A 23,000-nucleotide genomic window follows, 5' to 3' on the forward strand; every position below is an offset into this window, starting at 1 on the left:
GCTACCGGCCCCGGTCGCCCCGCGCCCGGGCGGCCAACATCTCGTTGTACGCGGCCAGCTCGGCATCGCCGTCGGCGTCGGCCCGGCGGTCGACGCGCCGGGCCTCCTTCTTCTCCGACCGCGCCCACTGCACCGCCACCCCGACGGCCAGCGCGAGCGTCGGGAACTCGCCGACGCCCCAGGTGATCGCGCCGCCGACCTCCTGGTCGGCCATCGCGTCCACGCCCCAGGGCAGGCCGAGCCAGCCGAAGTGGCCGGCGCCGAGCAGCGAGGTCGCCTGCATGACGGCGACTCCGAAGAACGCGTGGAAGCCCATCGTCGCGATGAGCAGGACGAGCCGCAGCGGGTACGGCGGTCGCGTCGGCCCGGGGTCGATGCCGATGAGGGCGTTGGCGAACATGTACCCGGCCAGGGAGAAGTGGACGACCATGAGGATGTGGCCCACGTGGCTGCCGAGCGCCAGGTCGAACAGCGGGGTGAAGTAGAAGACGACGAGGGAGCCCGCGAAGTTGGCCCCCGCGACGATCGGGTGCGCCCAGGCCTTCGCCCACGGCGACCCGACGAGCGCGAGCAGCCACTCCCGCGGCCCGCGCGACCCGTCCTGACGCACCGGGAGCGCGCGGAGCGCGAGCGTGACGGGGGCGGCGAGCACCACGAACAGCGGGACGAGCATCGTCAGCGCCATGTGCATCGCCATGTGGACGCTGAACAGGACGTCCCCGTAGACGGCCGGCGCCCCGATCGTGAGGTAGGCGAAGACGGCCATCCCCAGGTACCAGCAGATCGTCCGGCTCACGGGCCAGCGGATGCCGCGGCGCCGCAGCCGGAGCGCCCATCGTCCGTAGACGAGCACGCCCGCGCCGACCAGAGCCACGAACAACGGGTCCGGGCGCCACACGGTGAGGTAGGCGAGCGGGGTGGGGAACGGCGGGACGGGCGAGTTCGTCAGCACGTAGGTCGGCGTCGGGTCGGGCGGCGGCGCGATCGGCACCGGCGTCTCGCTGGACCCGAGCGCGACCGCCACCCCGACGACGGCGGACATGAGGACGACCTCGCCGAGCGCCAGGCGCGTGAACGCGCCGCGGGCACCGCGCGCGAGGGCGGGCAGGGTCGAGCGCCGGTGCCATCCGCCCGCGGCGAGCAGGAGGCCGGTGGCGATGATCTTCACCAGCAGCAGGCGACCCCAGCCCGTGGTGACGAGCTCGCCGAGGCCGTTGACGCGCAGGAGGGCGCTCGCCACCCCGGACAGGACGACGAGGATCGACGCCCAGGCCGCGATCGACGAGTAGCGCGGCGCCGCCCGCGAGAGGTCCGACGAGCCCAGGTGGCGGCCGGCGAGGAGCAGCCCGGCGAGGCCCCCCATCCACAGCACGACCCCGGCGAGGTGCAGCCACATGCCCGTCATCGCGACCTCGTGGTTCGCGGCCCCGTTGGCGTGGCCGGTGAAGCCGATCGGCGCGAGCGCCACGACGCCGAGCACGGCGGTCCACGCGGCGCCGGCCGGCCCGGAGGTCGAGACCGCGACCAGCCCCACGAGCAGCGCGAGCACCGATGCGCACACGAGCGTGACCCCGAGGTCGAGCTCGGTGACGAACTGCCGCAGCGAGGCGGTGTAGAGCTCACCGGTCAGCGGCTCGCCCACGACGGACGCATGCGTGAGCAGGAGGTGGGCGACCTGGGCGGGCCCCCACACGACGGCCGCCGCGGTCCCCGCGCGCACGACGGCGGTCCACGCCTTCGTCGGGGGCCTCGCCGCATGCCTGCGGTCGTTCCGGACGGGGGCCGGCGTCGACCCGGTGCGCTCGCCCGGGGCGGCCGCGGCGCGGGCGGCGCGCTCGCGTGCGCTGACCCTGACGGTGCGCGCCTTCGCGGGGCCGACGAGGACAACTGCGGCCACCGCGAAGCAGCCGACGGTCAGCGTCGCCGCGAGGTGCGTGACGACCGTGACCAGCGGGAGTCCCCAGCGGACGAGGGCGCCGGGGTCGGCGAGCAGCGCGGGCTCGGCCGCCCCGGAGGAGAGGAGCGCCAGGACCAGCGCCACGACGGCTGCGGCGCACACCAGGAGCCCGCCGGCGACGGCCCGTCGCGCGCCGGGGGTCACGGGCAGGCTGGGCACCCGGCCAGGGTACGTCGGCACCCTGCCCGGCCCGGGTTCGCCCGGAGGTGTGGACGGCGGAGGTGTGGACGAAGGGGTGCGCACGGCGGTGGGAAGCACTGCCCTGTGCGCACCACGTGCGGGCGGGTCCGCGTCGGTAGTCTGCTCGGGCCACCCCGCCGGAGTGGTACCGAGCATCGTGAGGGAGTACTCGTGCCTGAGTGGACCGCCCAGCCCGAGCAGCAGGCGAGGGCCCGCGTCAAGCGGATCAAGGACGACGAGGTCTGGCGCGCCACCGACCTCGTCCGCCAGGTCACCGAGGTCTTCAACACGCGGGTCGTCGGCCAGGACGACCTGCGCCGGGCCCTGCTCTCCACCCTCATGGCCGGCGGCCACATCCTCCTGGAGTCCGTGCCCGGCCTGGCGAAGACGACGGCCGCCCAGACGCTGGCGTCCGCCGTCTCGGGCTCGTTCCACCGCATCCAGTGCACGCCCGACCTCATGCCGAACGACATCGTCGGCACGCAGATCTACAACTACGCGACCGGCGAGTTCACGACCCAGCTCGGCCCCGTGCACGCGAACCTCGTCCTGCTCGACGAGATCAACCGCTCCTCGGCCAAGACGCAGTCGGCGATGCTCGAGGCGATGCAGGAGCGCCAGACCTCGATCGGCGGCGAGGTCTACCCGCTGCCCCGGCCCTTCATGGTGCTCGCCACCCAGAACCCCATCGAGGAGGAGGGCACGTACGTCCTCCCCGAGGCCCAGATGGACCGCTTCGTCCTCAAGGAGGTCCTCACCTACCCGACGCCGACCCAGGAGGTCGAGATCCTCTCCGGGATCGCGTCGGGCTCGCTCAACAGCCCGATCGACACGCAGCCGATCAGCCTCGAGGACGTCGAGCTGCTCCAGGACCTCACGTCGCGCGTCTACGTCGACATGTCGATCAAGCAGTACATCGTCGCCCTCATCAACACCACGCGTGGCGGCGGGCCCCGACCGCTGCCCGGGTTCTCCGACCACGTCCGGGTGGGCGCCTCCCCGCGCGGCGGGATCGCCCTGCTGCGCGTCGCGCAGGCGGTCGCCCTCCAGGAGGGGCGCACCTACGTCGTGCCCGACGACGTCAAGCTGCTGCGCCACGCGGTCCTGCGGCACCGGCTCGTGCGCACGTACGACGCGCTGGCCAAGAACGTCGCCCCCGAGGCGCTCGTCGACGCGGTCTTCGCCGCCGTCCCGACGCCGTAGGGGGCCCGGTGGATCGGTCGAGCTCCAGGCTGGAGCAGATCCGGGCGCGGCTCGAGCTGCCGACGGTGCGCCGCGCGAGCGGCCTCCTCGACGGCCGGCACCGCTCGATCTTCTCCGGGCACGGCCAGGACTTCGACGACCAGGTCGAGTACCACCCCGGCGACGACGTCAAGGACATCGACTGGAAGTCCTCGGCGCGCGCGGGTCATCCCATCATCCGGCGCTTCGTGCGCGAGTCGAACCTGTCGACCGTCCTCGCCTTCGACACCGGCGTGTCCATGGCCGCCACCAGCGCCTCGGGCATCTCGAAGAAGGACGTCGCGATGTTCGCGGCGGACATCATCGCCTACGTCGCCCGTGCCCGCGGCGACCTCGTCGCGCTCGTCGCCGGGGACGCCGAGCGGATGGTCCAGCGGCCCGCGCGGCACGGCACCGCGCACCTGGAGTCCGTGCTGGGCATCGTCGACGACGCGCTCACGCTCGAGGCGCCGCACTCCGACGTCGGACGGGTGATGGACCGCGTCCTCACCGGCTTCCCCCAGCGCTGCCTGGTCGTCCTCATCACCGACGAGGCCCGGCCGGGCCCCGAGCACGAGGACTCGCTGCGCCGGCTGCGCACCCGCCACGAGGTCCTCGTCGTGCGCGTCGGCGACGCGATGCCCACCGCGCAGGGCATCGGTCCCACCGCCGACGTCGACGGCTGGGAGCGCCTGCCGGCGTTCGTCCGGGACGACCACGTGCTCGCCGCGCAGGTCGACCAGGCGGCGGCCAGCCGCGCCACCTCAGCCACCCGGCTGCTCGACCGCCGCGGCGTCCACCACGTCGTCGCCTCGTCCGAGGACGAGGTCGTCGGCGCACTGCTCGACCTGCTGGGGAGGTCTCGACGTGTCCGCCGTTGACCTCGGCACCGACCTCGCCGGGCTGCGGGACTACCCCTGGTGGGTCCTCGTCACCGGCGTCGTGCTCGTGCTGGCCGCCGCCGCGTGGATCGCGTTCGTCCTCGTGCTCACCTCCGCACGGCGCGAGCGCGCCCGGACGGCCGTGCCGCTGACGATGGCCGACTCCGAGCGCGCCCGCTTCCTCGCCGAGGTCGAGGAGCACTACGCCGCCTACGAGGCCGGGGCGCTCGACCTGCGGGCCCTGCACCTCAAGCTCGCCCGCACGATGCGCGCGTTCGTCTCCGAGCGCGTCGGTCGCGACGTGCGCTCGTGGACGGTGCGGGACATCTCGGGCCACGACCCCACCGCTCGCGCCGGTTCGCTGCTGCGCGTGTGGGAGGAGCCGAGCTTCGCCCACCGGTCCGACGCCGAGGCCCGGGCCGCACGTGACGGCGCCGTGGAGGTGATCGAGCGATGGTGACTCCTTGGCTGTGGCCGGTCGCGATCGTCGTCGTGCTCGCCGCGGCGGCCCTGGGCTGGTTCTTCGCGGTCCGCGGCACCCGACGACCCGAGGACGTCACGTGGGTGGCGAACTCGAGCTTCATCCGGTCCCTGCCGCGCTACCAGCAGCGCATGCGGACGATGCGGATCCTCCTGGGCGGTGCCGCCGCGGTGCTCGCGCTGACCAGCGTCGCCGGCGGGGCGCTCGCCGCCCGCCCGGTCGACCGGGACGTCCGGCACGAGGAGCTGACCAACCGGGACATCGTGCTCTGCCTCGACGTGTCCGGCTCCATGATCGAGTTCGACGCCGAGATCATGGCGGAGTTCCAGGAGCTCGTGGAGTCCTTCGACGGCGAGCGCATCGCCCTCAACATCTGGAACTCGACCACCCGGGTGGTCTTCCCCCTCACCGACGACTACGCCCTGGTCAACGAGGAGCTCGAGCACGGCGCGGAGGTCCTCGGCTCCTACCTCGACTGGAGCAGCACGGACTGGGAGGAGATCGACTCCTACATGCGCGGCACCACGTCGACGAGCTCGATGTCCTCCTCGCTCATCGGCGACGGCCTCGCGAACTGCGTCAACGGCTTCGACCTCGACGACGACGAGCGCTCCCGCTCGATCATCCTCGCCACCGACAACGAGATCGCGGGCGACCCGGTCTACGAGCTGGAGGAGGCCGCCGAGCTCGCGCAGGAGCGCGGCGTGACCGTGCACGGTCTGTACGCCTCGACCCTCGGCTCGGCCGGTGGCCCCATGCGGGACGAGTACGAGAGCGTGGTCACGGAGCACGGCGGCGTGTTCTACGAGCTCGGCGACCCCGGAGCCGTCCCGGCGATCGTCGAGCAGGTCCAGGACCAGCAGGAGGCCGAGCTCGACGCCGACCCGACGGTCGTCGTCACCGACCGCCCCGACCGGTGGCTCGGCTGGCTCGTCGCCGGTCTGACCGGGTTCCTCGTCGTCGTCTGGCGGGTGCGCTCATGACGCTGCGCTGGGCCTGGGACTGGTGGATCGTGGCACTGGTCGCGCTCGTCCTGCTCGCGATCTGCGTGCACGGGCTGCTGCGCGCCCGCTCCTCGGACGAGGGCACGCAGTGGTCCTGGGTGCGGCGCACGGGCATGGTGCTGTGCGTCGTCGTCGTGGGCATGGCGCCCGCGATCCCCGCCGAGGAGACCGAGGTCGGCACCAACGCCGACGTGTTCTTCGTCGTCGACCGCACCGGGTCGATGGCCGCCGAGGACTACGAGGACGCCCAGCCCCGCCTGGCCGGTGTGCGCGCCGACATGGCCGAGATCGTGGAGTCGATGCCGGGCGCCCGGTTCTCGATCGTCGCGTTCGACTCGCAGGCCACCCGCGAGCTTCCGCTGACCAGCGACGCGCGCGCCGTCGGGACCTGGGTCGACACCCTGCGGCAGGAGGTCACCTACTACTCCGGCGGCTCGTCCATCGACCGGCCCCGCCAGAGCCTGACCGAGGCCCTGGCCCGCGCCGAGGAGTCCAGCCCCGGCAACGTCCGCCTCGTCTTCGTCCTGTCCGACGGCGAGAACACCGCCGGCGACACCTCCCAGCAGCAGCTGCCGGGCGCGTGGTCCGACTCGGCGCCGTACATCGACGGCGGCGCGGTCCTCGGCTACGGCACCGCCGACGGCGGGCAGATGCGTAGCTATGACGGCACCGAGCGCACGGGGCCGGGCACCACCGCGCCCTACATCATCGACGACTCCACCGGAGAGCCCGCGATCTCGACGATCGACGAGGCGAACCTGCGGACGGTGGCCGAGGAGCTCGGCGTGGGGTACGAGCACCGCACCCAGCCCGGCGGCCTGGACCAGCTGGTCGCGGGCATCGACGTCGAGGCCATCGCCCGGGTCGACGGTCGCCAGAACGTCGACGTCTACCGGGACGTGTGGTGGCCGGCGATGTACGTCCTCGTCGCCCTGCTCGCCTGGGAGGCCTTCGAGCTCGCCCGGCGGATGCGCGCCACCTTCGACACGGAGGCGACCCGGCGCGCGGCGCTCGCCGCGCGTGCGGGCTCCGGCGGGCGGGGTGGTCCGGGTGCGGGCGGCGGAGCGGCCGGTGGTCCGCGAGCCTCAGGAGGTAGGTCATGACCCTGACGACAGGCGACGACGCGCGCCCCGACGAGGCCGGGCGCGGCCTTCCGGAGCGGCTGCGACGCAGGCGCCGCATGCTCGCGTGGTCCGCCCCGCTGCTGGGCATCGCGCTCACGGCGGGACCGTTCCTCATCGGGATCGCCCTCGCCGACGACTCCCACCGGTCGACCGCGGAGGAGAATCCTGCCGCGGCGATCGACGGATATGCCGCCCTGGCCGACGACACCCGGTTCGGACCGCGCCCGTGGATCGCCGTCTACAACACGGGTACCTCCGCGCTCATGGCGGAGCAGGCGGCGACCGCCGTCACCGAGCTGACCGAGGCTCTCGAGCTGGTCCCGGAGGGGACCGAGGGTGACGACGGTGAGGTCGACCCCGAGCTGCCCGAGTGCCTCGTGCGTCGCAACCTGTCCCTGTCCTACGAGACCCTGGCGGACGAGGCGCTCGCCGCCGAGGACCGGCCGATGGTCGAGCAGTACCTCACCGACGCCCTCGAGGCGCTGGGCCCGTGCACCACCGAGCCGATCGAGGACGAGCCGTCCGAGAGCCCGTCGGACAGCCCGTCCGACGACCCCTCGGAGAGCCCGTCGGAGAGCCCGTCCGAGAGCGAGTCGCAGGACGGCGGTGAGGACCCGTCGCAGGACGAGCCGCAGGAGGGCGACGAGGACTCGTCGCAGGACGGCGAGGACGGTGAGGACGAGTCGCAGGACGGCGAGAGCGGCAACCCCAACGACGAGATCCAGCGCCGGCAGGACGAGAGCCGCGAGCAGAACCGGGAGGCCCAGCGCCAGGAGGAGGAGGGCTCCGAGGGGGACGACGGCGAGGACCCCTCGGACGACGGTGAGGGGGGCGAGGACGGCGAGGAGGAGTCGAGCCTGTCGCCGCAGGAGCAGGAGCTGCAGGACCGCAACGCCGAGGCCGAGCAGGACCAGCGCCAGCAGGAGCAGCGTGGCGGCGGCGGGTACGGGGGCGGCCAGAACTGGTAGTCGGGCCTCAGTCCGCCGAGGTCTGCGGGGGCGGTACCGGGCTCGACCAGATGGCGAGTCGCTCGGCGATGTCCGGTAGTGCGAGCTCGCCCGCGATGATGTCGAGGAGGAGCTGTTCGCCGGACTCCGTGGACGGTGCGCGCAGCGCGACGTCGTTGAACCGCAGGAACAGCTTGGTCGCCGCCCACGCCATGCGCTTGTTGCCGTCCACGAGGGCGTGATTCCGGACCAGCGACTGCATCAGTGCCGCTGCCTGGGCCGACAGTGTCGGGTAGGCCGGTTCACCGAATGCGCTGGCCCGCGGTCGCATCAACGCGGAGTCGAGCAGGCCGCGGCGTCCGTGATCAGAAGGTCTGCACCTTCCTCGGCCATCATCGCGATGCCGAGCTCGGTGACGTCCTCCAGGGTGAGGAAGTAGGTCACTGTGCGAGACGGTGCAACAGCTCGCGGTCCTCGTCGAGGATGTGCCGGATGAACCGAGCGCGTTGCTCACCGTGGAGCATCTGCCGGATCCCGTCGACGGCTGCCTGCTGCATCGACGTGTTGTGCTCGGCGGCATAGGCGCGCAGGGCTTCTGTGTCCTCGTCCGTGAGCCGCAGGTTCATCGCCATGCACCAACGGTACCGCAAGCGGTACTACTGCCTCGAGCTCCTCGCGCGTCGATCTAGGCGAACGCCGGCGCGGCCGGTATCCGCACGCCCACCGCGCGCAGGACGAACTCCTGCGTGGCGATGATGAACTCCTCGCGCTCGGCCTCGTCCGTGGGCAGGCGGCGACCGGACAGGCAGGCGTGGACGAGCTGGACGGTGACGTCGAAGTCGCTCTCGCCGATGAGCTCCTGCGCGCGCGCCTGGGCGAGGATCCCCCGCAGGAGGAGCTCGACCCGGCCGACGTGGGCGCGGAGGTTCTCGGCGGCGTCGCGCGAGATGATCTCCTTGAGCGCGGGCCCGGGGGCCGAGTGGTAGGAACGGTCGAGCTGGAGCTGCTCGCGGACGTAGGTCCGCAGCTGCTCGACCGGGTCGTCGATCGCGGCCAGCCGCGCGGTGAGCGCCTCGGTGAAGTCGGCGGTCTCCTGCTCGATGAAGCCCAGCAGCAGCGCCTCCTTGTCCGCGAAGTGGTTGTACACCGAGGTACGGCCGACGCCTGCGTCCTGGGCGATCTCCGCGAGCGAGAGCGCGTCGAACCCGCGCTCACGCATGAGCCGGTCGAGCGAGGCGAACAGGGCGCGGCGCGTGAGGTCGCGGTGCTCCGCGAGCGAGCCGCCGATGATCCGAGGCATGCACAGATGATGCCATGTTCTGACGCATACGGGGAATCTGTCTGATCGAACGACCCGGGCGGTGGGCCCGACGGGACCGGTAGGTTGATCCGCGGAGAGGGGGCCGCCTTGCGCGACGACGACGCACGACCCGGCACGCCGGCCACTGCCGGCGCGGCCGCGGTGCACGTCGGCGACGGTGCGCACGGGACGCCGTCCCTCGACGCCACCGGGGCACGCGCCGACGACGACGCCGACGCCGCCAGGTCGCGGCGCCGCCGGACGACCGTGATCGTCGCCGCGGTGTGCCTGGTGCTCGTCCTCGTCATGACGATCATCGCCGCCGTGCTCGTCGGACCGCGCCGCCCCGCGGAGTACGGGGACTGGCTGCCGCTGGACCGGCTGTGGGACGAGTGCGCGGCGGGCGACGGCGCGGCCTGCGACGAGCTGTTCGTCGAGTCGCCGATGCGCAGCGACTACGAGCGGTTCGGTAGCTCGTGCGGCGACCGGTTCCCCGGCGCCACCCTCTCGTGCGTCGACCTCATGACCAACCGTCCCGACGAGCGGCAGCAGTAGCAGGGGCGGCAGCAGGAGGGGTCCGGCCGAGCCGGGCGCGCATGGCGGCTGCGATCGGCACGTCGCCGTCGAGCCAGTCGAGGTCCTGCAGGCCCGCCGGGCCGACCCATGCCAGCTCGTCGTGGTCCTCGAGCGGCGCCGGTGTGCCGGCGGTCAGCCCGGCCCACCACACGCGCATGACCATCCCCTCGACGATCGGCCAGTCGCCCGACTCCGGCCCGGGCAGCAGCTCGCCGAGCTCGACGCTCACGCCCAGCTCCTCGGCGAGCTCGCGGTGCAGGGCCTCCGCGGGCTCCTCGCCGTGCTCGACCTTGCCGCCGGGCAGCTCCCAGCGGCCGGCGAGGTGCTCGGGCGCCGAGCGGCGGGCGCACAGCACGAGGGGGTGTCCGCCGTCGTCGTCGACGATCGCGGCGGCGACGACGAGGCGCGGGCTCACCACTGCTCACCCCGCTCGGCCCGGGCGACGAGATCGGTCAGCTCGGCCTGGTCGACCGGCCACAGGTCGACCCCGACGTCGAGGGTGGAGGAGCCCTCGTCCCGGTAGACGATGCCGGACAGCGGCGAGACGTCCCGGAAGTCGCGGCCCCACCCGAGGACGACGTAGCGCGAGTCGACGAACTGGTCGTTCGTGGGGTCGAGGTGGACCCACCCGCCGCCGGGGACCCACACGGCCACCCAGGCGTGGGTGGCGTCGACCCCGCGCAGTTTCTCCCGTCCGGGCGGCGGCCGCGTCTCGATGTACCCGGACACGTAGCGGGCCGACTGCCCGACCGCGCGCAGCGCGGCCACCATGAGGTGCGCATAGTCCTGGCACACGCCCCGGCGACGCTCGAGGATCTCCTCCAGCGTGGTGCGCACCGTGGTGGTGCCCGGCGCGTACTCCAGGTCGGTGAAGATGCGGTGGCACAGGTCCCAGGCCGCGGCGACGAGCGGCCGGTCCGGGGCGAACGACTCCGCCGCGTAGGCGAGGACGGACTCGCCCGGGCTCGCGTGCTCGGACGGCAGGCTGTGGTCGACGATCGACATCACCGAGCTCGCCCCCTCGCCGTGCTCCGCCTGCCCGGTGGCCCGCATGACGGCGACCTGGGCCGCGGACTCCTCCCACGCCACGTGAGGCAGCCGCGCCGGGTCGCTGCGGCGGTCGATCGTCAGCAGCGACCGGGCGACGACCTCGAGCTCGGTGTGGTCGCTCGTGACGTGGAAGTACGTCACCCGGTTGCCGTGGACGTCGAGGTGCTCGGCGATCTCGCCGGGCTCCGGCGTGACGGTCAGGGACGTGGCGTGCACGTGCTGCCCGCCCACCTGCCGGGGCAGGATGAGCGCCCGCCCGTAGCTGCTCGTCACGGTCGTCTCGTACGTGTAGGTCGTCCGGTGCTCGAGCCGGTAGTACGACGTGGTCGGCACGGTCACTGCTCCCACCGCCCCTCGGTCCAGCGCGAGGCCGGCGTGCGCCGGAAGTGCACGGCGGTGATCTCGCCGGTCAGCTCACGCAGCCGCCACGAGATCGACGTGAGGATCTCCTCCAGGTGCGTGCGGGTGCCGTCGTCCCGCACCTCCTCCGCGCGCTCGGTGCGCAGCTCGGCGAGCAGCTCGCGGACCTGGGCGAGCAGCTCGTCGCGCTGACCGGTCGTGCGGGCCAGGGCCGGCAGCTGCTCGAGGTGCTGCTGGAGGGCGGCGACCTGGAACGCGAGCGCGCGCGGGTTGGCCTCGTCGAGCAGGAGCAGCTCGAGCGCGGCGCCGAGCCCGCCGGCCGGGTAGCGGCGGCGGAACGTGATGACCGAGTCGTGGGCGGTGAGCACCGACTCCAGGACGAGCTCCTCGGCGCCCGCCGCCCGTCGTCGGCTGAACGGCTCGAGCGCCCGGACCACGCCCTGGGCGCGCTCGAGACGCCGACCCACGTCCAGCAGGCGCCAACCGATGTCCCGCACGAGGGACTCGGTGAAGATCCCGTGCAGGGCCATGAGCGACTCGAGCAGGCGCGAGAGCGTCGACTGCACGCCCGTGAGCTCGTCGGTGGCCCTGCGGCGCTCGCGCCCGATCACCCGCTCCAGGCTGGCGATCACCGTGAGGACCTCGGGCGGAAGGTTGTCGCGCACCCCGCGCGCGTCGCGCTGGATGCGCTGCACGCACCAGGCGACCGAGCCCGCGAGCGACCGGTCCGTGACGAGCGCCCCGAACGCGGGGTCGTCCGGAGTGAGTCCCAGCGCGCGCACGAGGACGTCGAGGGCGTCGTGGCCGGACCCGCCGGGGCCGGCCGGCTCGTCGTGGTTGGTTGTCTCGTCCTGCGCGTCCGCCTCGTCCGGCCCGATCGCGGTCCCCGGCTCGTCGTCCGGGCGGGAGCGGAAGTCGTCCCAGCGGTCGGTGGCGACCGCCAGCATCCGCACCGTCGCCTCGGCGCGCTCGGTGTACCGGCCGAGCCAGAACAGGTCCTCGGCCGCGCGCGGCGAGACCGCCGTGTCGGGGAACCGGCCCGGCAGGGCGTCCAGCCCGGCGGCCCCCGAGGCCGTCACCGGCTGCGGGCGGTGGGTGATGACCCAGACGTCCTTGGCGCGTCCGTCGAGCGAGCCGCCGAGCGGGGTGGACCGGTCGTCGGCGGCGGACGTCCCGACCGCGCCGGACATCACCTGGTAGTCCGCGCCGTCGACGACGGCGAACAGACGCAGCGACGTGGCGCGCGGGTTCAGCGTGCCGGCGTCGACGGTCGGCGTCGTCGAGGCGTCGACCGGCTCCTCGCCCACCCACCAGCCCGGCCGCTGCGAGATGCGCGCCGCGAGTGCCGCCCGCTCGGCGACGGTGAGCTCCCAGCCCCGCACCGCGCGCTCGGGCCCGGCCACGGGACGGACGACGAGCCGGTGGAGGTTGGCGATGACGTGGTTGCACATCGACCGGTCGCCGCACCAGTAGGTCACGGCCGTGGGGAGCTCGAGGTCCCCGAGGCCGAGGTACCGGGCCGCGCGCGGCAGGTGCGCCCGCACGGCGGGCGACTCGAGCACGCCGGAGCCGATCGGGTTGAGGACCGCGACCGAGCCCGACCGCAGGGCGTGCAGCAGGCCCGGTGTGCCCGCCCCGGCCGAGGACCGGATCTCGAGGGGGTCGACGTCGGCGGCCGGCACGTGGCGCAGCAGGACGTCGACCTGCTCCTCGCTGCCGAGCGAGCGCATCGTCAGCCGGCCGCCGTCGACCCGCAGGTCGGAGCCGTGCACGAGCTGGAGGCCGAGCATCCCTGCGAGGTAGGCCTGGTCGAAGTAGGTGGGGTGCTCGGGGCCGGGGGAGAGGACCGCGACGTGCGGCTCGTCGCCGGCGCCCGCGGGCGCGGCCTCCTGCAGGGACCGGAGCAGCGTCTGGAAGTACGGGCCGACGCGGCGGACGCGGGAGCGCCGGTACACGCCGGAGAGCACCTCGGACACGACGCGGCGGTCCGCCATCGCGTACCCGGCGCCGGCCGGTGTGCCCGTGCGGTCCATGAGGACGGTCCACGTGCGGTCGGCGTTGCGTGCCACGTCGACGGCCAGGTGGAACAGGCGGTGCTCCCCGTGCAGGGGGAGACCCAGCGCGTGGCGGGAGTACCGGGGGTGGGCGAGCACGACCTCGGGCGGGATCGCGCCGGACGTGAGCAGGCGGCGCTCGCCGTAGATGTCGTCCAGGACGAGGTCGAGCAGGTGGGCACGTTGGGCGAGGCCGGACTCCAGGGGCTGCCAGCCGTCGTCGTCGACGAGGACGGGCACGGGGTCGAGGTTCCAGCCGTCCGTGCTGTCCGGCTCCCCGTAGGTGACCGACTGGTCCTGGAGGAGGTCGACGACCTCGTCGGCGACGGCCGTCAGTGCGGCGGGGTCGGCGCCGAAGGGGCGGGTGAGGATCTTCGTCCACGCCCGGCGGTGGTCGGGGTGGGAACCGAGCATCTCGTCGTGGGCGGTGGCTCGGGCACGGTAGTCGTCGACGAGGTCGCTCACGGTCCTCCCGTCGCTCGTCTCCCGCCCGGACCAGGGCGCCCCCGAGGTTACCCGGCCCACCCCGAGGGTCTGCTCACAGTCCGGCGGGCGTGACGTACCCAGGGGTGAGGGTCACAGTCCGGCGCACGTGACGCACCCAGGGGCGCGGGACGGGTACAGTGGTCGGGCGCTCAGGCGCGACGCGGGTGTAGTTCAATGGTAGAACTTCAGCTTCCCAAGCTGACAGCGCGGGTTCGATTCCCGTCACCCGCTCGGATGTGATGTCCCAGGACGTCGTGAACGGCTGGATCCCCGGTGTCGGGGGTTCAGCCGTTCGTCGTCGGTGGCCGTGGCTGGAGCCCGTGGGTGCGGGCGGCCCGGCACCGACGCGCCCCGGTCGACGGGGCCTGGTGCCTGCCGCGGGACGCCCCGCGCGCAGGGCTACCCGGCGTCGACGACCTCGACGGTGATCTCCGCGGGCTCACCGCGCTCGCCCGCGCTGTCGACGCCCGCGTAGGACACGGTGTGCGAGCCGGGCTCGTCGAGGACGATCGCGTCCGCATAGGGCTGCCACTCGCCACCGTCGAGGGAGTACTCGATCGAGTCGACGTCGTCCTGGTCGGCCTCGAGCACGACGCTTGCCGGCGCGTCGAACGCCGAGAGGGGCGCACAGGCGATGGGAAGTCCGGGCGCCTCGAAGTCGTGGATCATCATCGACAGGGGCTGGACGCGCGGGAGCCAGTCCGCGCCCCCCTCTCCGGTCGCGAATCCCGTCGGGCTGGGTTCGAGCGACCCCTCCGGGTCGCCCGTGGAGGACAACCAGATCTCGTTGGGCGGAGACATGGGACCGGTGGGGTCGTCGCCGTAGTGCCCGCCGAAGTCCGCGCACGATCCGTCGTGCAGATGGGCCGGATGCGCCTCGCCGGAGAGCAACCCGTTCGCCTCCGTGGTGATCTCCGTGCCGGACTCGGTCATCACCATGGTGGCCGTGCCCTCGACGACGAGCGTGTTGGTCGGGCTGCCGAGTCCCTCCGCGAGCTCGACGTACTCGCCCGTCGAGGTGCCGAGGATGCGTGCGACCACCGGCCCCTCGTCCACCGGTTCCGCGTCGGGGTCGGCGTCGTCACCGTGCCCCTCGTGCGCGCCGTGCGCGTCGGCCGACCCATGGTCGTGCGAGCCGTGGTCCTCGTGCTCGTCGTCGGCGAGGCCGTCAGCCTGGTCGTCGGAACCGACCTGCGCCCCGTCGGACTCGGCAGCGGGTTCCGGGCCGTCGGGCTCGGAGCCGTCGTCCGAGCACGCCGAGATCACCAGGCCGGAGCCCAGCAGGACGGTGGCGAGTCGGGTCCGTGTGCGCATCGTTGCCCCCAGGTCGTGGTGGCGGCCGTCGTTGCCGCCCGAAGGAGCGTAGTGGAACGCGAGGTGCGGGGGTCGCCACGCTGTACGAGGTCGCGCCGCGTGGACGCGTCTCGCCGCGCACCGACGGGCATGCGTGTCTACGCTGTGGCTCCGAACATCCTCGTCATTACGGAAGGCGTCAGAATGAACCGCGCACCCGACCCCTCCGCCGGCGAGCCCACGGCCGCCGGGTGGCCCGTCGACGACGGTCGGTCGGCGGAGAGCCACGGCGAGTACGTGCCCGGCGACCGGGAGCACCCGCCCGGGACGACGGCGCGGCCGCCCGCGACCACCTCGACCGGTCCGCGACCCGGGGCGGGTTCCTCCCAGGTCCAGATGCCCGCGCGCCAGCGCCCCGGTATCGCCGTCAGCACGTGGGTCGCGCTCATCCTCGGCGCGGTGATCCTCGTGCTCGTGCTGGTCTTCATCCTGCAGAACAACGTCCCGGCGGACTTCAGCTTCCTGGGCTGGAGCTTCGAGCTGCCGCTCGGCATCGCGATGCTGTTCGCGACCATCGCCGGTCTGCTCGTGATGGCGTTGTTCGGCTCGGTGCTGCTCGTCCGGGACGCGCGCCGGGTGCGCAGGCTGGAGAAGGAGCTCGCGGCGCTCCGGCAGGGTCGCTGACCGGCACAGCCTCACCGGCCGCCGCCTGACCAGGGACCAGGTCGCCGTCGCGGGCCGTCGTGGTTCCGGCCCTCGATGAGCCCGCCCCGGCCTATCCCGCCCGGGTGGGTCCGGCCACGGCCGCGTCTGCGCCGGCCCCGGCCCGTGCCGCACGGATCGCGGAGATGTTGATCAGCAGCGTGAGCGTGAACGCGATCGTCGCCGAGGTGAGCATCGCCAGCACCATGCCGAGGGCGTCGGTGGCGACGAACGGCACCGCCACGGCGGGAAGGTACGCAGTGGCCTCGACCCCGAACAGCCCCACCATGCCGCCGCCGACCGTGGCGGCGAGCAGGGCGGTGCCGAGGACGCGCCGGTCGCCGAACATGAACGGGTAGGACGCCTCGACGAAGGTGCCGAAGAAGAAGTTGACCGCGCCGCCCGAGCCGGCCAGGGCCCGTTCGCCGGAGGTCCTGGGGCGGACGACGTTCGCCAGCGTGATGCCGAGGGAGACCATCACCAGCGCCACCATGTCGACGGCGCCGAAGAAGCTGTGCCCCTTCTGTCCCATCTCCAGCAGCACCAGCGGCAGGATCACCGAGTGGTACACGCCGGCGATGATGGCCGGCCACATCACGGCCCCGGCCAGCGCGCCGGCCAGCAGCGGGTTGACGTCGACGGCCCACTCGATCGACAGCTGCACCCACTCGCCGAGGAGCCGGGTGAGCGGCGCGAGCGCGAAGTACACGAGCAGACCGGGCAGCAGGCCGGCGACGGCGCCGGTGGTGATGTTGGCGGTGGTCGCCGGGAACCGTCGGGCCAGCGTCCACCGCAGCAGGAACGACGCCGCGAGGCCGGCGAGGATCCCGCCGACCAGCCCGCCGAGGATGCCGCCGGGCGCCGAGAGGATCCCGGCGATCGCCCCGGTCACGAGACCGACCTCGTCCAGGCCGCTGACCCGGCGCGCGGCAACCGCGGCGACCACGATCGGCAGCGCCGCGATGAGCATGTCGAAGACCGGGGTGAGCGCGTCCGCGCCCGGGATCCTCGAGACGGCGAGGACGAGCGCCAGCGCGATGAACGCGGGGATGGAGCCGACCATGATCCCGCGCAGGCTGATGCGCCGCCACGCCGGCCCCGAGGCGCCGGCGCTCGAGCCGGCCACGCCGGCGGACCCGCCCAGCGCGGGTCGGTACGGCACCTTCCAGTGCCGGGCGAGGCCGGACACGTAGGACACCGCACGGGTCGAGCTCGTGGTGCCGGTGGTCCCCGACACGGAGACCAGGTCGAGACCGAGGCGCTGGGCCGTCGCGATCGAGGTGCCGCCCGTCCCGGCGGCGGGGATGCCGGCCGCCACCGCCGCCTCGACCGTGCGCCGGTTGGTGTCGGTCGGGTCGGCGCTCATGAGCACGAGGCCGTCCACGTGCCCGCCGCTCACGAGCGCGGCCGACCGCTCGTCCATGGCGCGGGCCTCCACGTTGACCTCCTCGAGCGTGCCCGCGCGCAGCACGGTGGGCTCGCCGTCGACCATGCTCCACAGCTCGGCCGCGGTGGACGGCGAGATCCCGTCCATCGACGTCGCCGCGGCCACGAGCTGGACCGGACCGACGGCGAGGCCGGCGGCGTCGAGCTGGCGGGCGACGTCGCGCAGCAGCCGGGCGGGGTCGTCGCCACCGTGGCTCCTCAGGTTCCCCCCGCTGCTGCCCAGGACGGCGACGGTGCGGCTCCGCGGACGTGGGGTCTCCTGCGGTGCGTCGGGCATGGCGGTGGGCCTCTCGGGGCGTGCGGACGGGTCACGGCACAGTAGAGGTGCGGCGCCGACGGCGCGCGCCCGTCCGGTCCCCGGGCCCCTCCCCGGGCCCCTCCCCGGGCCCCTCCCCGGGCGGAGGTCGGGCTCGCGCGCCCTGCCGCCGGGGCGCGTGGCCGGTCGGGGCCGGTCCCCGCCCGGGCACCCGTGCCAGGCTGGGTGCATGACGACCCGCGCCCAGCTCCGTAAGGCGGCACTCGCGCTCCCGCAGGTCGAGGAGCGCGGCACGCGCGCCGACGCCGCGTTCCTGGTCGACGACGAACGGTTCGCCGCGGTCGACGGCCCCTGGGCCGTGCTGCACCTGGACCAGGCGGACGCCGACGAGGTGCTCCGCTCGTACCCCACGGCCGAACCGCTCGACGAGGAAGGCGCCCCAGCGGGCGTACGGGTCCGGGTCGCCGACATCGACGGCATGGCGCTCAACCACTGGGTGCGTCGCGCCTGGACCTCCCGCGCCCCGGCGCGCGTGAGCGCGGACGCCGAGAGCGCCGCGACGGCGGAGCCCGGTGAGGTCGGCGACCTCCCGCGCAGCATCGGGCGGCCCGCCACGCGCGCCCTCGCCGCCGCCGGGATCACCACGCTGGCGCAGATCGCCGAGACGACGGACGACGACCTGCTCGACCTCCACGGCGTGGGACCCCGGGCGGTGACCCTCCTGCGGGAGGCCGTCGCCGAGGTGCCTGGACAGCACGGCTAGTCGGGGCTCCCGAGCCCCGACCCGAGCCCCGCCCCGCGCCCGTACCTACGCGTGCGCCCGTGGGTGGAGGCCCGTCATCCTCCGGGCGGATCGCGGGCGGGCACTTCTACCCGCAAGAGGGACGCCCTCCGGCGCCCTGCCGCGCCATGCTCCTGCTATGACCTCGACGCCGCCCGCCGCCACGCGGCACCCGCGCGCGCCGTCGAACCGGAGGGGGCGCGTCATGACCATCGACGAGCGGACCCGGAGCAGGCGCCGTGCGCCCCGGCTCCCGCAGCTGCAGCCTCGTCCGGCGAAGGTCGCCCAGGAGCCGACCGAGCCCGAGCGAGCCCACGTGACCACCATCGACCCCACGACCGGGCCGGCCGACGAGTCCGCCCGCCGCCCGCCCGCCGCGACGCGCGTGCGGGCCCGCACCGGTCGCCGCCTCTCCCTCGCCGTCGGGCTCCCCCTGGGTGGCGCCGTCGTCGGTGCGCTCCTGGCCCTCGTCGTCGAGCTCGTCGCGCACCTGACGGCGTTCGGCGGCGTGCTCGGCTACGGCGACCGCCTCGGCGAGCCCGTGGCCCTGCTCGTGGGGGTCGGGCTCGGCGTCGTGCTCGGCGCCGTCGTCGCGGCCGCCGCCCTGCGCGAGACGATGCGCGCGGAGGTCTCCGACCGCTCGCTGTCGATCACCTGGGACGACGCCCGCGTCTGCGTGCCGCGCGCGCTCGTCGGGACGATCGTCCTCGGCGAGGACCTCGTGGTCCTCGGCCGCGGCGGGGTCGAGCTCGCCCGGCTCCCGCTCCGGCTGTCGGAGGAGCCGCTGCGCCGGGCGCTGGTGGAGCACGGCTACCCCGAGCCGCAGGACGACGACCCCCACGAGGACGACTTCCGCACCTGGACCGAGGGCGACGCGCTCGACGACGCGACGGCCCGCCTGCTCGCCGCCCGGGCCGCCGCCGTCCAGGACGGTCAGCACGGCGACGCCGAGCTTCTCCGCCGCCAGCTCGCCCGCCGGGGCGTCATGGTCCGCGACCGGGGCTCGCGCCCCGCGCAGCAGCAGTGGCGTCGCGTCGTGGGCCGCGGGACCGCCGCCGCGGCCTAGCGGTCCGGGTCGGCGTCCGACGTCCGGCATCCGGCCCGCCGGCCCGTGCGCGGGCCCTCGGTCGGGGACGGACGCCGCCGCCCCGCGATGGCACAATCGATCCGTGCTGCTCTCCGACCGCGACATCCGCGCGCAGATCGACGCAGGGCGCGTGGGCCTCGAGCCGTTCGACCCGGCCGCCGTGCAGCCCGCGAGCATCGACGTCCGGCTCGACCGACGGTTCCGCCTCTTCGACAACCACCGCTACGACGTCATCGACCCGTCCGCCGACCAGCCCGACCTCACGCGGCTCGTCGAGGTCGGCCCCGACGAGCCCCTGGTGCTGCACCCCGGCGAGTTCGTACTCGGCGCGACCTTCGAGCAGGTCACCCTCCCCGACGACGTCGCCGCCCGTCTCGAGGGGAAGTCCTCGCTCGGGCGGCTCGGCCTGCTCACCCACTCCACGGCGGGGTTCATCGACCCCGGCTTCACCGGGCACGTGACGCTCGAGCTGTCCAACACGGCGACGATGCCGATCCGGCTGTGGCCGGGCATGAAGATCGGCCAGCTGTGCTTCTTCCGCCTCACGTCCGCCGCCGAGCGGCCGTACGGGCAGGGCGCGGACGGATCGCGCTACCAGGGTCAGCGCGGGCCGACGGCGTCCCGGTCCCACCTGCGGTTCAACCGCGTCGACGTGTCATGACCACCCGCCGGGCCCGCCGCGAGGCGGAACGCGAGCTCGAGCGTGCGCGCGAGGCGGACGGGACCCCGGCGCCAGGGGGTCCCGGAGACGGCACCGCGCCGCCGCGTCGCCGGCGCCGCGACCGTCGGGCCGAGGGGCCGGCGGAGACCTCGGACGCCGCGGGGGGCGCGGTGGACGCCTCCGGACAGGTGCCCGGCGGCCCGACGTCGACCGCCCCCTCCGGGCCGCGCACCCGTCGGCTCGACCGCTCCGTCGCGACGAACCACCATCTGCTCGTGCTCGAGCGGCACACCAGTGCGAGCGCGCTCGCGGGCGTGCTCGTCGAGCGGCTCCCCGACCTGCGCACCCGGCGGGACGACGAGATCATCCTCGGCCCGGGCGCGGTGCTCACGGGCCCGTGGGAGGTGACCCCGGAGCTGGCCGCCGACCTCGACCTGCCCGGGGCCTGCGCGTTCGTGCTGCGCGTGCGGCCCGACCGCGGCGAGCCCGCCCCGCCCGAGCTCAGGGGCCTCGCGCCGCTCGAGGACGCGTTCCCCGACGGCACCCCGCAGGGCGACGAGCTGCGCGCTCTGGAGAACGTCCAGGCGCTCGCGCGGCGCCTCGGCGGCGCGGTCCGCGTCACCGGCACCGGCGCCGTCGTGGTCCCCGACCCGGCCTCGGTGGTCGACCGTCTCGTGCGCAGCGAGGTCGAGCTCGGCGCCACCGAGCTGGCGGTCCTCCTCGACCGGTTCCTCGACGACGTCGTCATCCTCTCCGACGACATCTGGGGCGGCGGCTCCTCGTCCGTCGGCGGACGGATGGTGGGCGACGGGCCGGAGTGGGCGCGGGACATGGTGACGATCGAGGTGACGACGGTGGCTCCCGTCGTCGAGCTCCCGGCGATCCGCCCTCGAGCGACCACCGGAGGCGACGGCGCCCTCCCGGTGCCGCCGCTCGAGCCGCCGGTCCTGGGCCAGGGCGGGGCGGGCCGTGGATCGCTCGCCGAGCACTCCGACGACGCCACCCCCGACGCCGTGCCCGGCTCCCGGCCGGTCCTCACCTACGAGGTGCGGTTCCGCCCCGGGCGCCCGTACGAGGTCCTCGGCACCCACCCGACGCGCGCCGGACGGCGCTCGAGGCGCGAGGGCCGCCGCGTCGTGGACGGTGTCGCGGCGGACCTCGTCCGGCTCATCGGTGGCCACGTGGTCGACGACGACGGTTTCGTCCGCTCGACCGACGGCGCCGAGTCCGGCGACTGAGACGCGGCCGCGGGGGGTCGGTCGCCACGGCTCGGCCCCTCCTATCCTACGGACCGATATCCGTTGCACACCGGTGGAGGAAGAGGATCCCCATGAGCACGTACAGCCCACTCCTGCAGAAGGCCACGCTCGCCGACGTCTCCCCCGACGTGCACGGCCGGATCTCGAAGCGCACGGCCGAGCTCGACGGCGTCTCCGTCACCGAGGTGACGTTCGATGTCGGCGCGAGGTGGTCCGAGGACCTGAAGCCCGACGCGGGCACCGAGCTGTGCGAGCTCCCGCACGTCGCCTACGTGACGGCAGGCGTGCTCCGGGTCCTCGACGCCGGCGGGACCGAGGTGGACTACGCGGCGGGCGACGTCATGCTGCTTCCGCCCGGGCACGACGCCTGGACCGTGGGGGACACGGCCGTGACCTTCGTCGAGTTCTCGCGCGGGAACGACTACTACGCGGCCTAGGCCCGCCGCAGCCTGGCGGCCTGCACGAGCACGATCGCGAGGAACGGGAGCGTCGCCAGGCACAGCGTGTGGAAGCCGGCGAGCGCCACGACCGGGCCGGACAGGATGGCCCCGACCGCGGCGACGGCGTTCATCGCCATGTCGCCGGCTCCCTGGACGACGGGTCGCTGACCGGCGGAGACCGCCCCGGTGAGCATCGCCGCAGCGGGCACGGTCACCACCGACCAGCCCACGCCGACGAGGAACAGCGCGACGCCGACCACCGGCCGGGAGGGCCCGGCCACCGCGCCGATCACCGCGCCGACCCCGAGCACGAGCTGGCCCGCGACGATGACCGGCACCGGGCCGAGCCGGTCCGACGCTCGGCCGACGAGCGGGGCGAGCCCGAACATCCCGAGCACGTGCACCGAGATGACGAGCCCGACGACGCCGACGTCCGCCCCGTGGTGGTCGAGGTGGATGGGGGTCATCGTCATGATCGCGACCATGACGAGGTGCGCGAGGACCTGGGCTGTCAGCGCGAACCGGGCCCGCGGGACGGTGGCGACGAGACGTAGCGCGGCCCGCACCGTCGTCCGGCGCGCGGGCGGGGCAGGCTCCGCGGGCAGCTCGGCGGTCGTCCCCTCCGGGGAGGTGGGGGGAGCAGCCTGCGTCCGCGTCCCTTCCGGGGAAGCCGCCTCCGGCAGCGTCCCACCCGGGAAGGCCGGGCGAGCAGGCGCCGCCCGCGTGCTCCGGTCGACCCGGGCGGCGCGCAGCCGGATCGAGAGCAGGAGCGGGTCGGGCCGGAGCAGGACGAGGAGCGCGACCCCGGCCAGCGCGACGAGTGCGCCGCCGATGACGAACGCACCGGTGTACTCCGGCAGTCCCCAGCGCTCCTCGAGCACCTCGCCGGGCAGGCCGAGGTTCGGCCCCAGCACGGAGCCGAGCGTCCCCACCCACACGACGAGCGCGATCGAGCGCCCGCGGTGGTCGGCGTCGGCGAGGTCGGCGGCGGCGAAGCGCACCTGGAAGTTCGCGGCGGTGCCGCAACCCACGAGCATCATCCCGAGCACCAGCAGCGCCGTGCTCGAGGCGACGGCGGCGACCACGAGCAGGCCGGCGCCGATCGCGGCGGCGCCGTAGGCGGAGGCGAGCGCGCCCCGGCGTCCCCACCGCAGCGCGAGCGTGCCCAGGGGGACGGCGGCGAGGGCGGCGCCGATCGTCGTCGCGGACCGGGCGACGCCCGCCCACGTCTCGGAGTGGACGACGGCGCTCGCGAGGAGGATGCCGATGCTCGGAGCGGCCCCCGCGCCGAGGTTGCCGAGCACCTGGGCCAGGGAGAGCGTGGCGAGCGTCCGGCGTCGGGTCCGGTCGAGGTCGGCGCGCTGCACCCGGTCAACCTAGCCGCCGTCGCCCCGCACCTGCGTCCCCGGCCCCGATTCCTGCGTCGCTCCGCATCCCCGTCCCGGCCCGATGCC

23 protein-coding genes and 1 tRNA gene are annotated in these 23,000 nt (G+C 74.3%); 14 read left to right on the forward strand and 10 right to left on the reverse strand.

What is annotated here, in order from left to right:
* Position 1 precedes the first annotated feature (1 nt).
* Positions 2–2,116 carry a cytochrome c oxidase assembly protein gene (locus ACPYO4_RS01560; protein ID WP_425707442.1) on the reverse strand — a complete coding sequence of 705 codons (2,115 nt, stop codon included), beginning with the start codon at positions 2,114–2,116 and terminating at the stop codon, positions 2–4.
* Between the two features lie 192 nt (positions 2,117–2,308).
* Here ACPYO4_RS01560 and ACPYO4_RS01565 point away from each other — a divergent pair, with 192 nt between their 5' ends.
* Genes ACPYO4_RS01565 through ACPYO4_RS01590 form a run of 6 tightly spaced genes read left to right on the forward strand, consistent with a single transcriptional unit; the run spans position 2,309 to position 7,816 of the window.
* Positions 2,309–3,340, forward strand: a complete 1,032-nt coding sequence (locus tag ACPYO4_RS01565) for an AAA family ATPase (RefSeq protein ID WP_425707443.1) — start codon at positions 2,309–2,311, stop codon at positions 3,338–3,340.
* A gap of 8 nt (positions 3,341–3,348) precedes the next feature.
* On the forward strand, positions 3,349–4,239 hold the full coding sequence (locus ACPYO4_RS01570) for a DUF58 domain-containing protein (protein ID WP_425707444.1): 891 nt from the start codon (positions 3,349–3,351) through the stop codon (positions 4,237–4,239).
* The gene (locus ACPYO4_RS01575; RefSeq protein WP_425707445.1) at positions 4,226–4,699 is read left to right on the forward strand and encodes a hypothetical protein; all 474 of its coding nucleotides are present in this window, start codon (positions 4,226–4,228) and stop codon (positions 4,697–4,699) included. Before ACPYO4_RS01570 ends, ACPYO4_RS01575 begins: the two co-directional genes overlap by 14 nt.
* Positions 4,693–5,703, forward strand: a complete 1,011-nt coding sequence (locus ACPYO4_RS01580) for a vWA domain-containing protein (RefSeq protein WP_425707446.1) — start codon at positions 4,693–4,695, stop codon at positions 5,701–5,703. Before ACPYO4_RS01575 ends, ACPYO4_RS01580 begins: the two co-directional genes overlap by 7 nt.
* Entirely contained in the window at positions 5,700–6,827 is a 1,128-nt protein-coding gene (locus ACPYO4_RS01585; protein ID WP_425707447.1) for a vWA domain-containing protein, read from the forward strand. The genes ACPYO4_RS01580 and ACPYO4_RS01585 overlap by 4 nt, the downstream gene beginning before the upstream one ends.
* Entirely contained in the window at positions 6,824–7,816 is a 993-nt protein-coding gene (locus tag ACPYO4_RS01590) for a hypothetical protein (protein WP_425707448.1), read from the forward strand. Before ACPYO4_RS01585 ends, ACPYO4_RS01590 begins: the two co-directional genes overlap by 4 nt.
* 7 nt (positions 7,817–7,823) lie before the next feature.
* Here ACPYO4_RS01590 and ACPYO4_RS01595 read toward each other — a convergent pair whose 3' ends face one another.
* The 3 genes from ACPYO4_RS01595 to ACPYO4_RS01605 all read right to left on the reverse strand — a co-directional run bounded on the left by ACPYO4_RS01595 (position 7,824) and on the right by ACPYO4_RS01605 (position 9,095).
* The gene (locus ACPYO4_RS01595) at positions 7,824–8,144 is read right to left on the reverse strand and encodes a type II toxin-antitoxin system death-on-curing family toxin (RefSeq protein ID WP_425707627.1); all 321 of its coding nucleotides are present in this window, start codon (positions 8,142–8,144) and stop codon (positions 7,824–7,826) included.
* A gap of 91 nt (positions 8,145–8,235) precedes the next feature.
* Positions 8,236–8,427: a DNA-binding protein gene (locus ACPYO4_RS01600; protein WP_425707449.1), complete on the reverse strand. Its 192-nt coding sequence runs from the start codon at positions 8,425–8,427 to the stop codon at positions 8,236–8,238.
* 53 nt (positions 8,428–8,480) lie between these two features.
* The gene (locus tag ACPYO4_RS01605) at positions 8,481–9,095 is read right to left on the reverse strand and encodes a TetR/AcrR family transcriptional regulator (protein WP_425707450.1); all 615 of its coding nucleotides are present in this window, start codon (positions 9,093–9,095) and stop codon (positions 8,481–8,483) included.
* A gap of 108 nt (positions 9,096–9,203) precedes the next feature.
* On the opposite strand from ACPYO4_RS01605, the gene ACPYO4_RS01610 reads away from it, so the two are divergent.
* Positions 9,204–9,650, forward strand: coding sequence for a hypothetical protein (locus ACPYO4_RS01610; protein WP_425707451.1), 447 nt, complete (start codon positions 9,204–9,206; stop codon positions 9,648–9,650).
* Here the strand turns inward: ACPYO4_RS01610 and ACPYO4_RS01615 are convergent.
* The 3 genes from ACPYO4_RS01615 to ACPYO4_RS01625 are packed head-to-tail and all read right to left on the reverse strand — an operon-like array spanning position 9,616 to position 13,600.
* Positions 9,616–10,086: a (deoxy)nucleoside triphosphate pyrophosphohydrolase gene (locus ACPYO4_RS01615; RefSeq protein WP_425707452.1), complete on the reverse strand. Its 471-nt coding sequence runs from the start codon at positions 10,084–10,086 to the stop codon at positions 9,616–9,618. The genes ACPYO4_RS01610 and ACPYO4_RS01615 overlap by 35 nt on opposite strands.
* Positions 10,083–11,054 (reverse strand): transglutaminase family protein, encoded by a 972-nt coding sequence (locus ACPYO4_RS01620; protein ID WP_425707453.1) that lies wholly within the window; start codon positions 11,052–11,054, stop codon positions 10,083–10,085. Before ACPYO4_RS01620 ends, ACPYO4_RS01615 begins: the two co-directional genes overlap by 4 nt.
* Before the next feature lie 2 nt (positions 11,055–11,056).
* Positions 11,057–13,600, reverse strand: coding sequence for a circularly permuted type 2 ATP-grasp protein (locus ACPYO4_RS01625; RefSeq protein WP_425707454.1), 2,544 nt, complete (start codon positions 13,598–13,600; stop codon positions 11,057–11,059).
* A gap of 181 nt (positions 13,601–13,781) precedes the next feature.
* On the opposite strand from ACPYO4_RS01625, the gene ACPYO4_RS01630 reads away from it, so the two are divergent.
* Positions 13,782–13,852: transfer RNA gene (locus tag ACPYO4_RS01630), tRNA-Gly, on the forward strand.
* Between the two features lie 168 nt (positions 13,853–14,020).
* Here ACPYO4_RS01630 and ACPYO4_RS01635 read toward each other — a convergent pair.
* The gene (locus ACPYO4_RS01635; RefSeq protein WP_425707455.1) at positions 14,021–14,935 is read right to left on the reverse strand and encodes an OmpL47-type beta-barrel domain-containing protein; all 915 of its coding nucleotides are present in this window, start codon (positions 14,933–14,935) and stop codon (positions 14,021–14,023) included.
* Positions 14,936–15,118: 183 nt separating this feature from the next.
* On the opposite strand from ACPYO4_RS01635, the gene ACPYO4_RS01640 reads away from it, so the two are divergent.
* Positions 15,119–15,598, forward strand: a complete 480-nt coding sequence (locus ACPYO4_RS01640) for a LapA family protein (protein WP_425707456.1) — start codon at positions 15,119–15,121, stop codon at positions 15,596–15,598.
* Positions 15,599–15,689: 91 nt separating this feature from the next.
* Here ACPYO4_RS01640 and ACPYO4_RS01645 read toward each other — a convergent pair whose 3' ends face one another.
* On the reverse strand, positions 15,690–17,339 hold the full coding sequence (locus ACPYO4_RS01645) for a hypothetical protein (protein ID WP_425707457.1): 1,650 nt from the start codon (positions 17,337–17,339) through the stop codon (positions 15,690–15,692).
* 208 nt (positions 17,340–17,547) lie between these two features.
* Between ACPYO4_RS01645 and ACPYO4_RS01650 the strand changes: the two genes are divergently transcribed.
* The 5 genes from ACPYO4_RS01650 (at position 17,548) to ACPYO4_RS01670 (ending at position 21,543) form a co-directional block, all read left to right on the forward strand.
* The gene (locus tag ACPYO4_RS01650) at positions 17,548–18,081 is read left to right on the forward strand and encodes a hypothetical protein (RefSeq protein ID WP_425707458.1); all 534 of its coding nucleotides are present in this window, start codon (positions 17,548–17,550) and stop codon (positions 18,079–18,081) included.
* 157 nt (positions 18,082–18,238) lie between these two features.
* Positions 18,239–19,165 carry a YqeB family protein gene (locus tag ACPYO4_RS01655; RefSeq protein WP_425707459.1) on the forward strand — a complete coding sequence of 309 codons (927 nt, stop codon included), beginning with the start codon at positions 18,239–18,241 and terminating at the stop codon, positions 19,163–19,165.
* Positions 19,166–19,268: 103 nt separating this feature from the next.
* Positions 19,269–19,847, forward strand: coding sequence for a dCTP deaminase (gene dcd / locus ACPYO4_RS01660; RefSeq protein WP_425707460.1), 579 nt, complete (start codon positions 19,269–19,271; stop codon positions 19,845–19,847).
* Positions 19,844–21,085: a hypothetical protein gene (locus tag ACPYO4_RS01665; protein WP_425707461.1), complete on the forward strand. Its 1,242-nt coding sequence runs from the start codon at positions 19,844–19,846 to the stop codon at positions 21,083–21,085. Before dcd ends, ACPYO4_RS01665 begins: the two co-directional genes overlap by 4 nt.
* Before the next feature lie 92 nt (positions 21,086–21,177).
* On the forward strand, positions 21,178–21,543 hold the full coding sequence (locus tag ACPYO4_RS01670) for a hypothetical protein (protein ID WP_425707462.1): 366 nt from the start codon (positions 21,178–21,180) through the stop codon (positions 21,541–21,543).
* Here ACPYO4_RS01670 and ACPYO4_RS01675 read toward each other — a convergent pair.
* On the reverse strand, positions 21,540–22,913 hold the full coding sequence (locus ACPYO4_RS01675; RefSeq protein ID WP_425707463.1) for an MFS transporter: 1,374 nt from the start codon (positions 22,911–22,913) through the stop codon (positions 21,540–21,542). The genes ACPYO4_RS01670 and ACPYO4_RS01675 overlap by 4 nt on opposite strands.
* Positions 22,914–23,000: the final 87 nt, after the last annotated feature.

This window comes from Georgenia sp. Z1491 (assembly GCF_049856175.1).
Taxonomy (GTDB): Bacteria; Actinomycetota; Actinomycetes; order Actinomycetales; family Actinomycetaceae; genus JB111.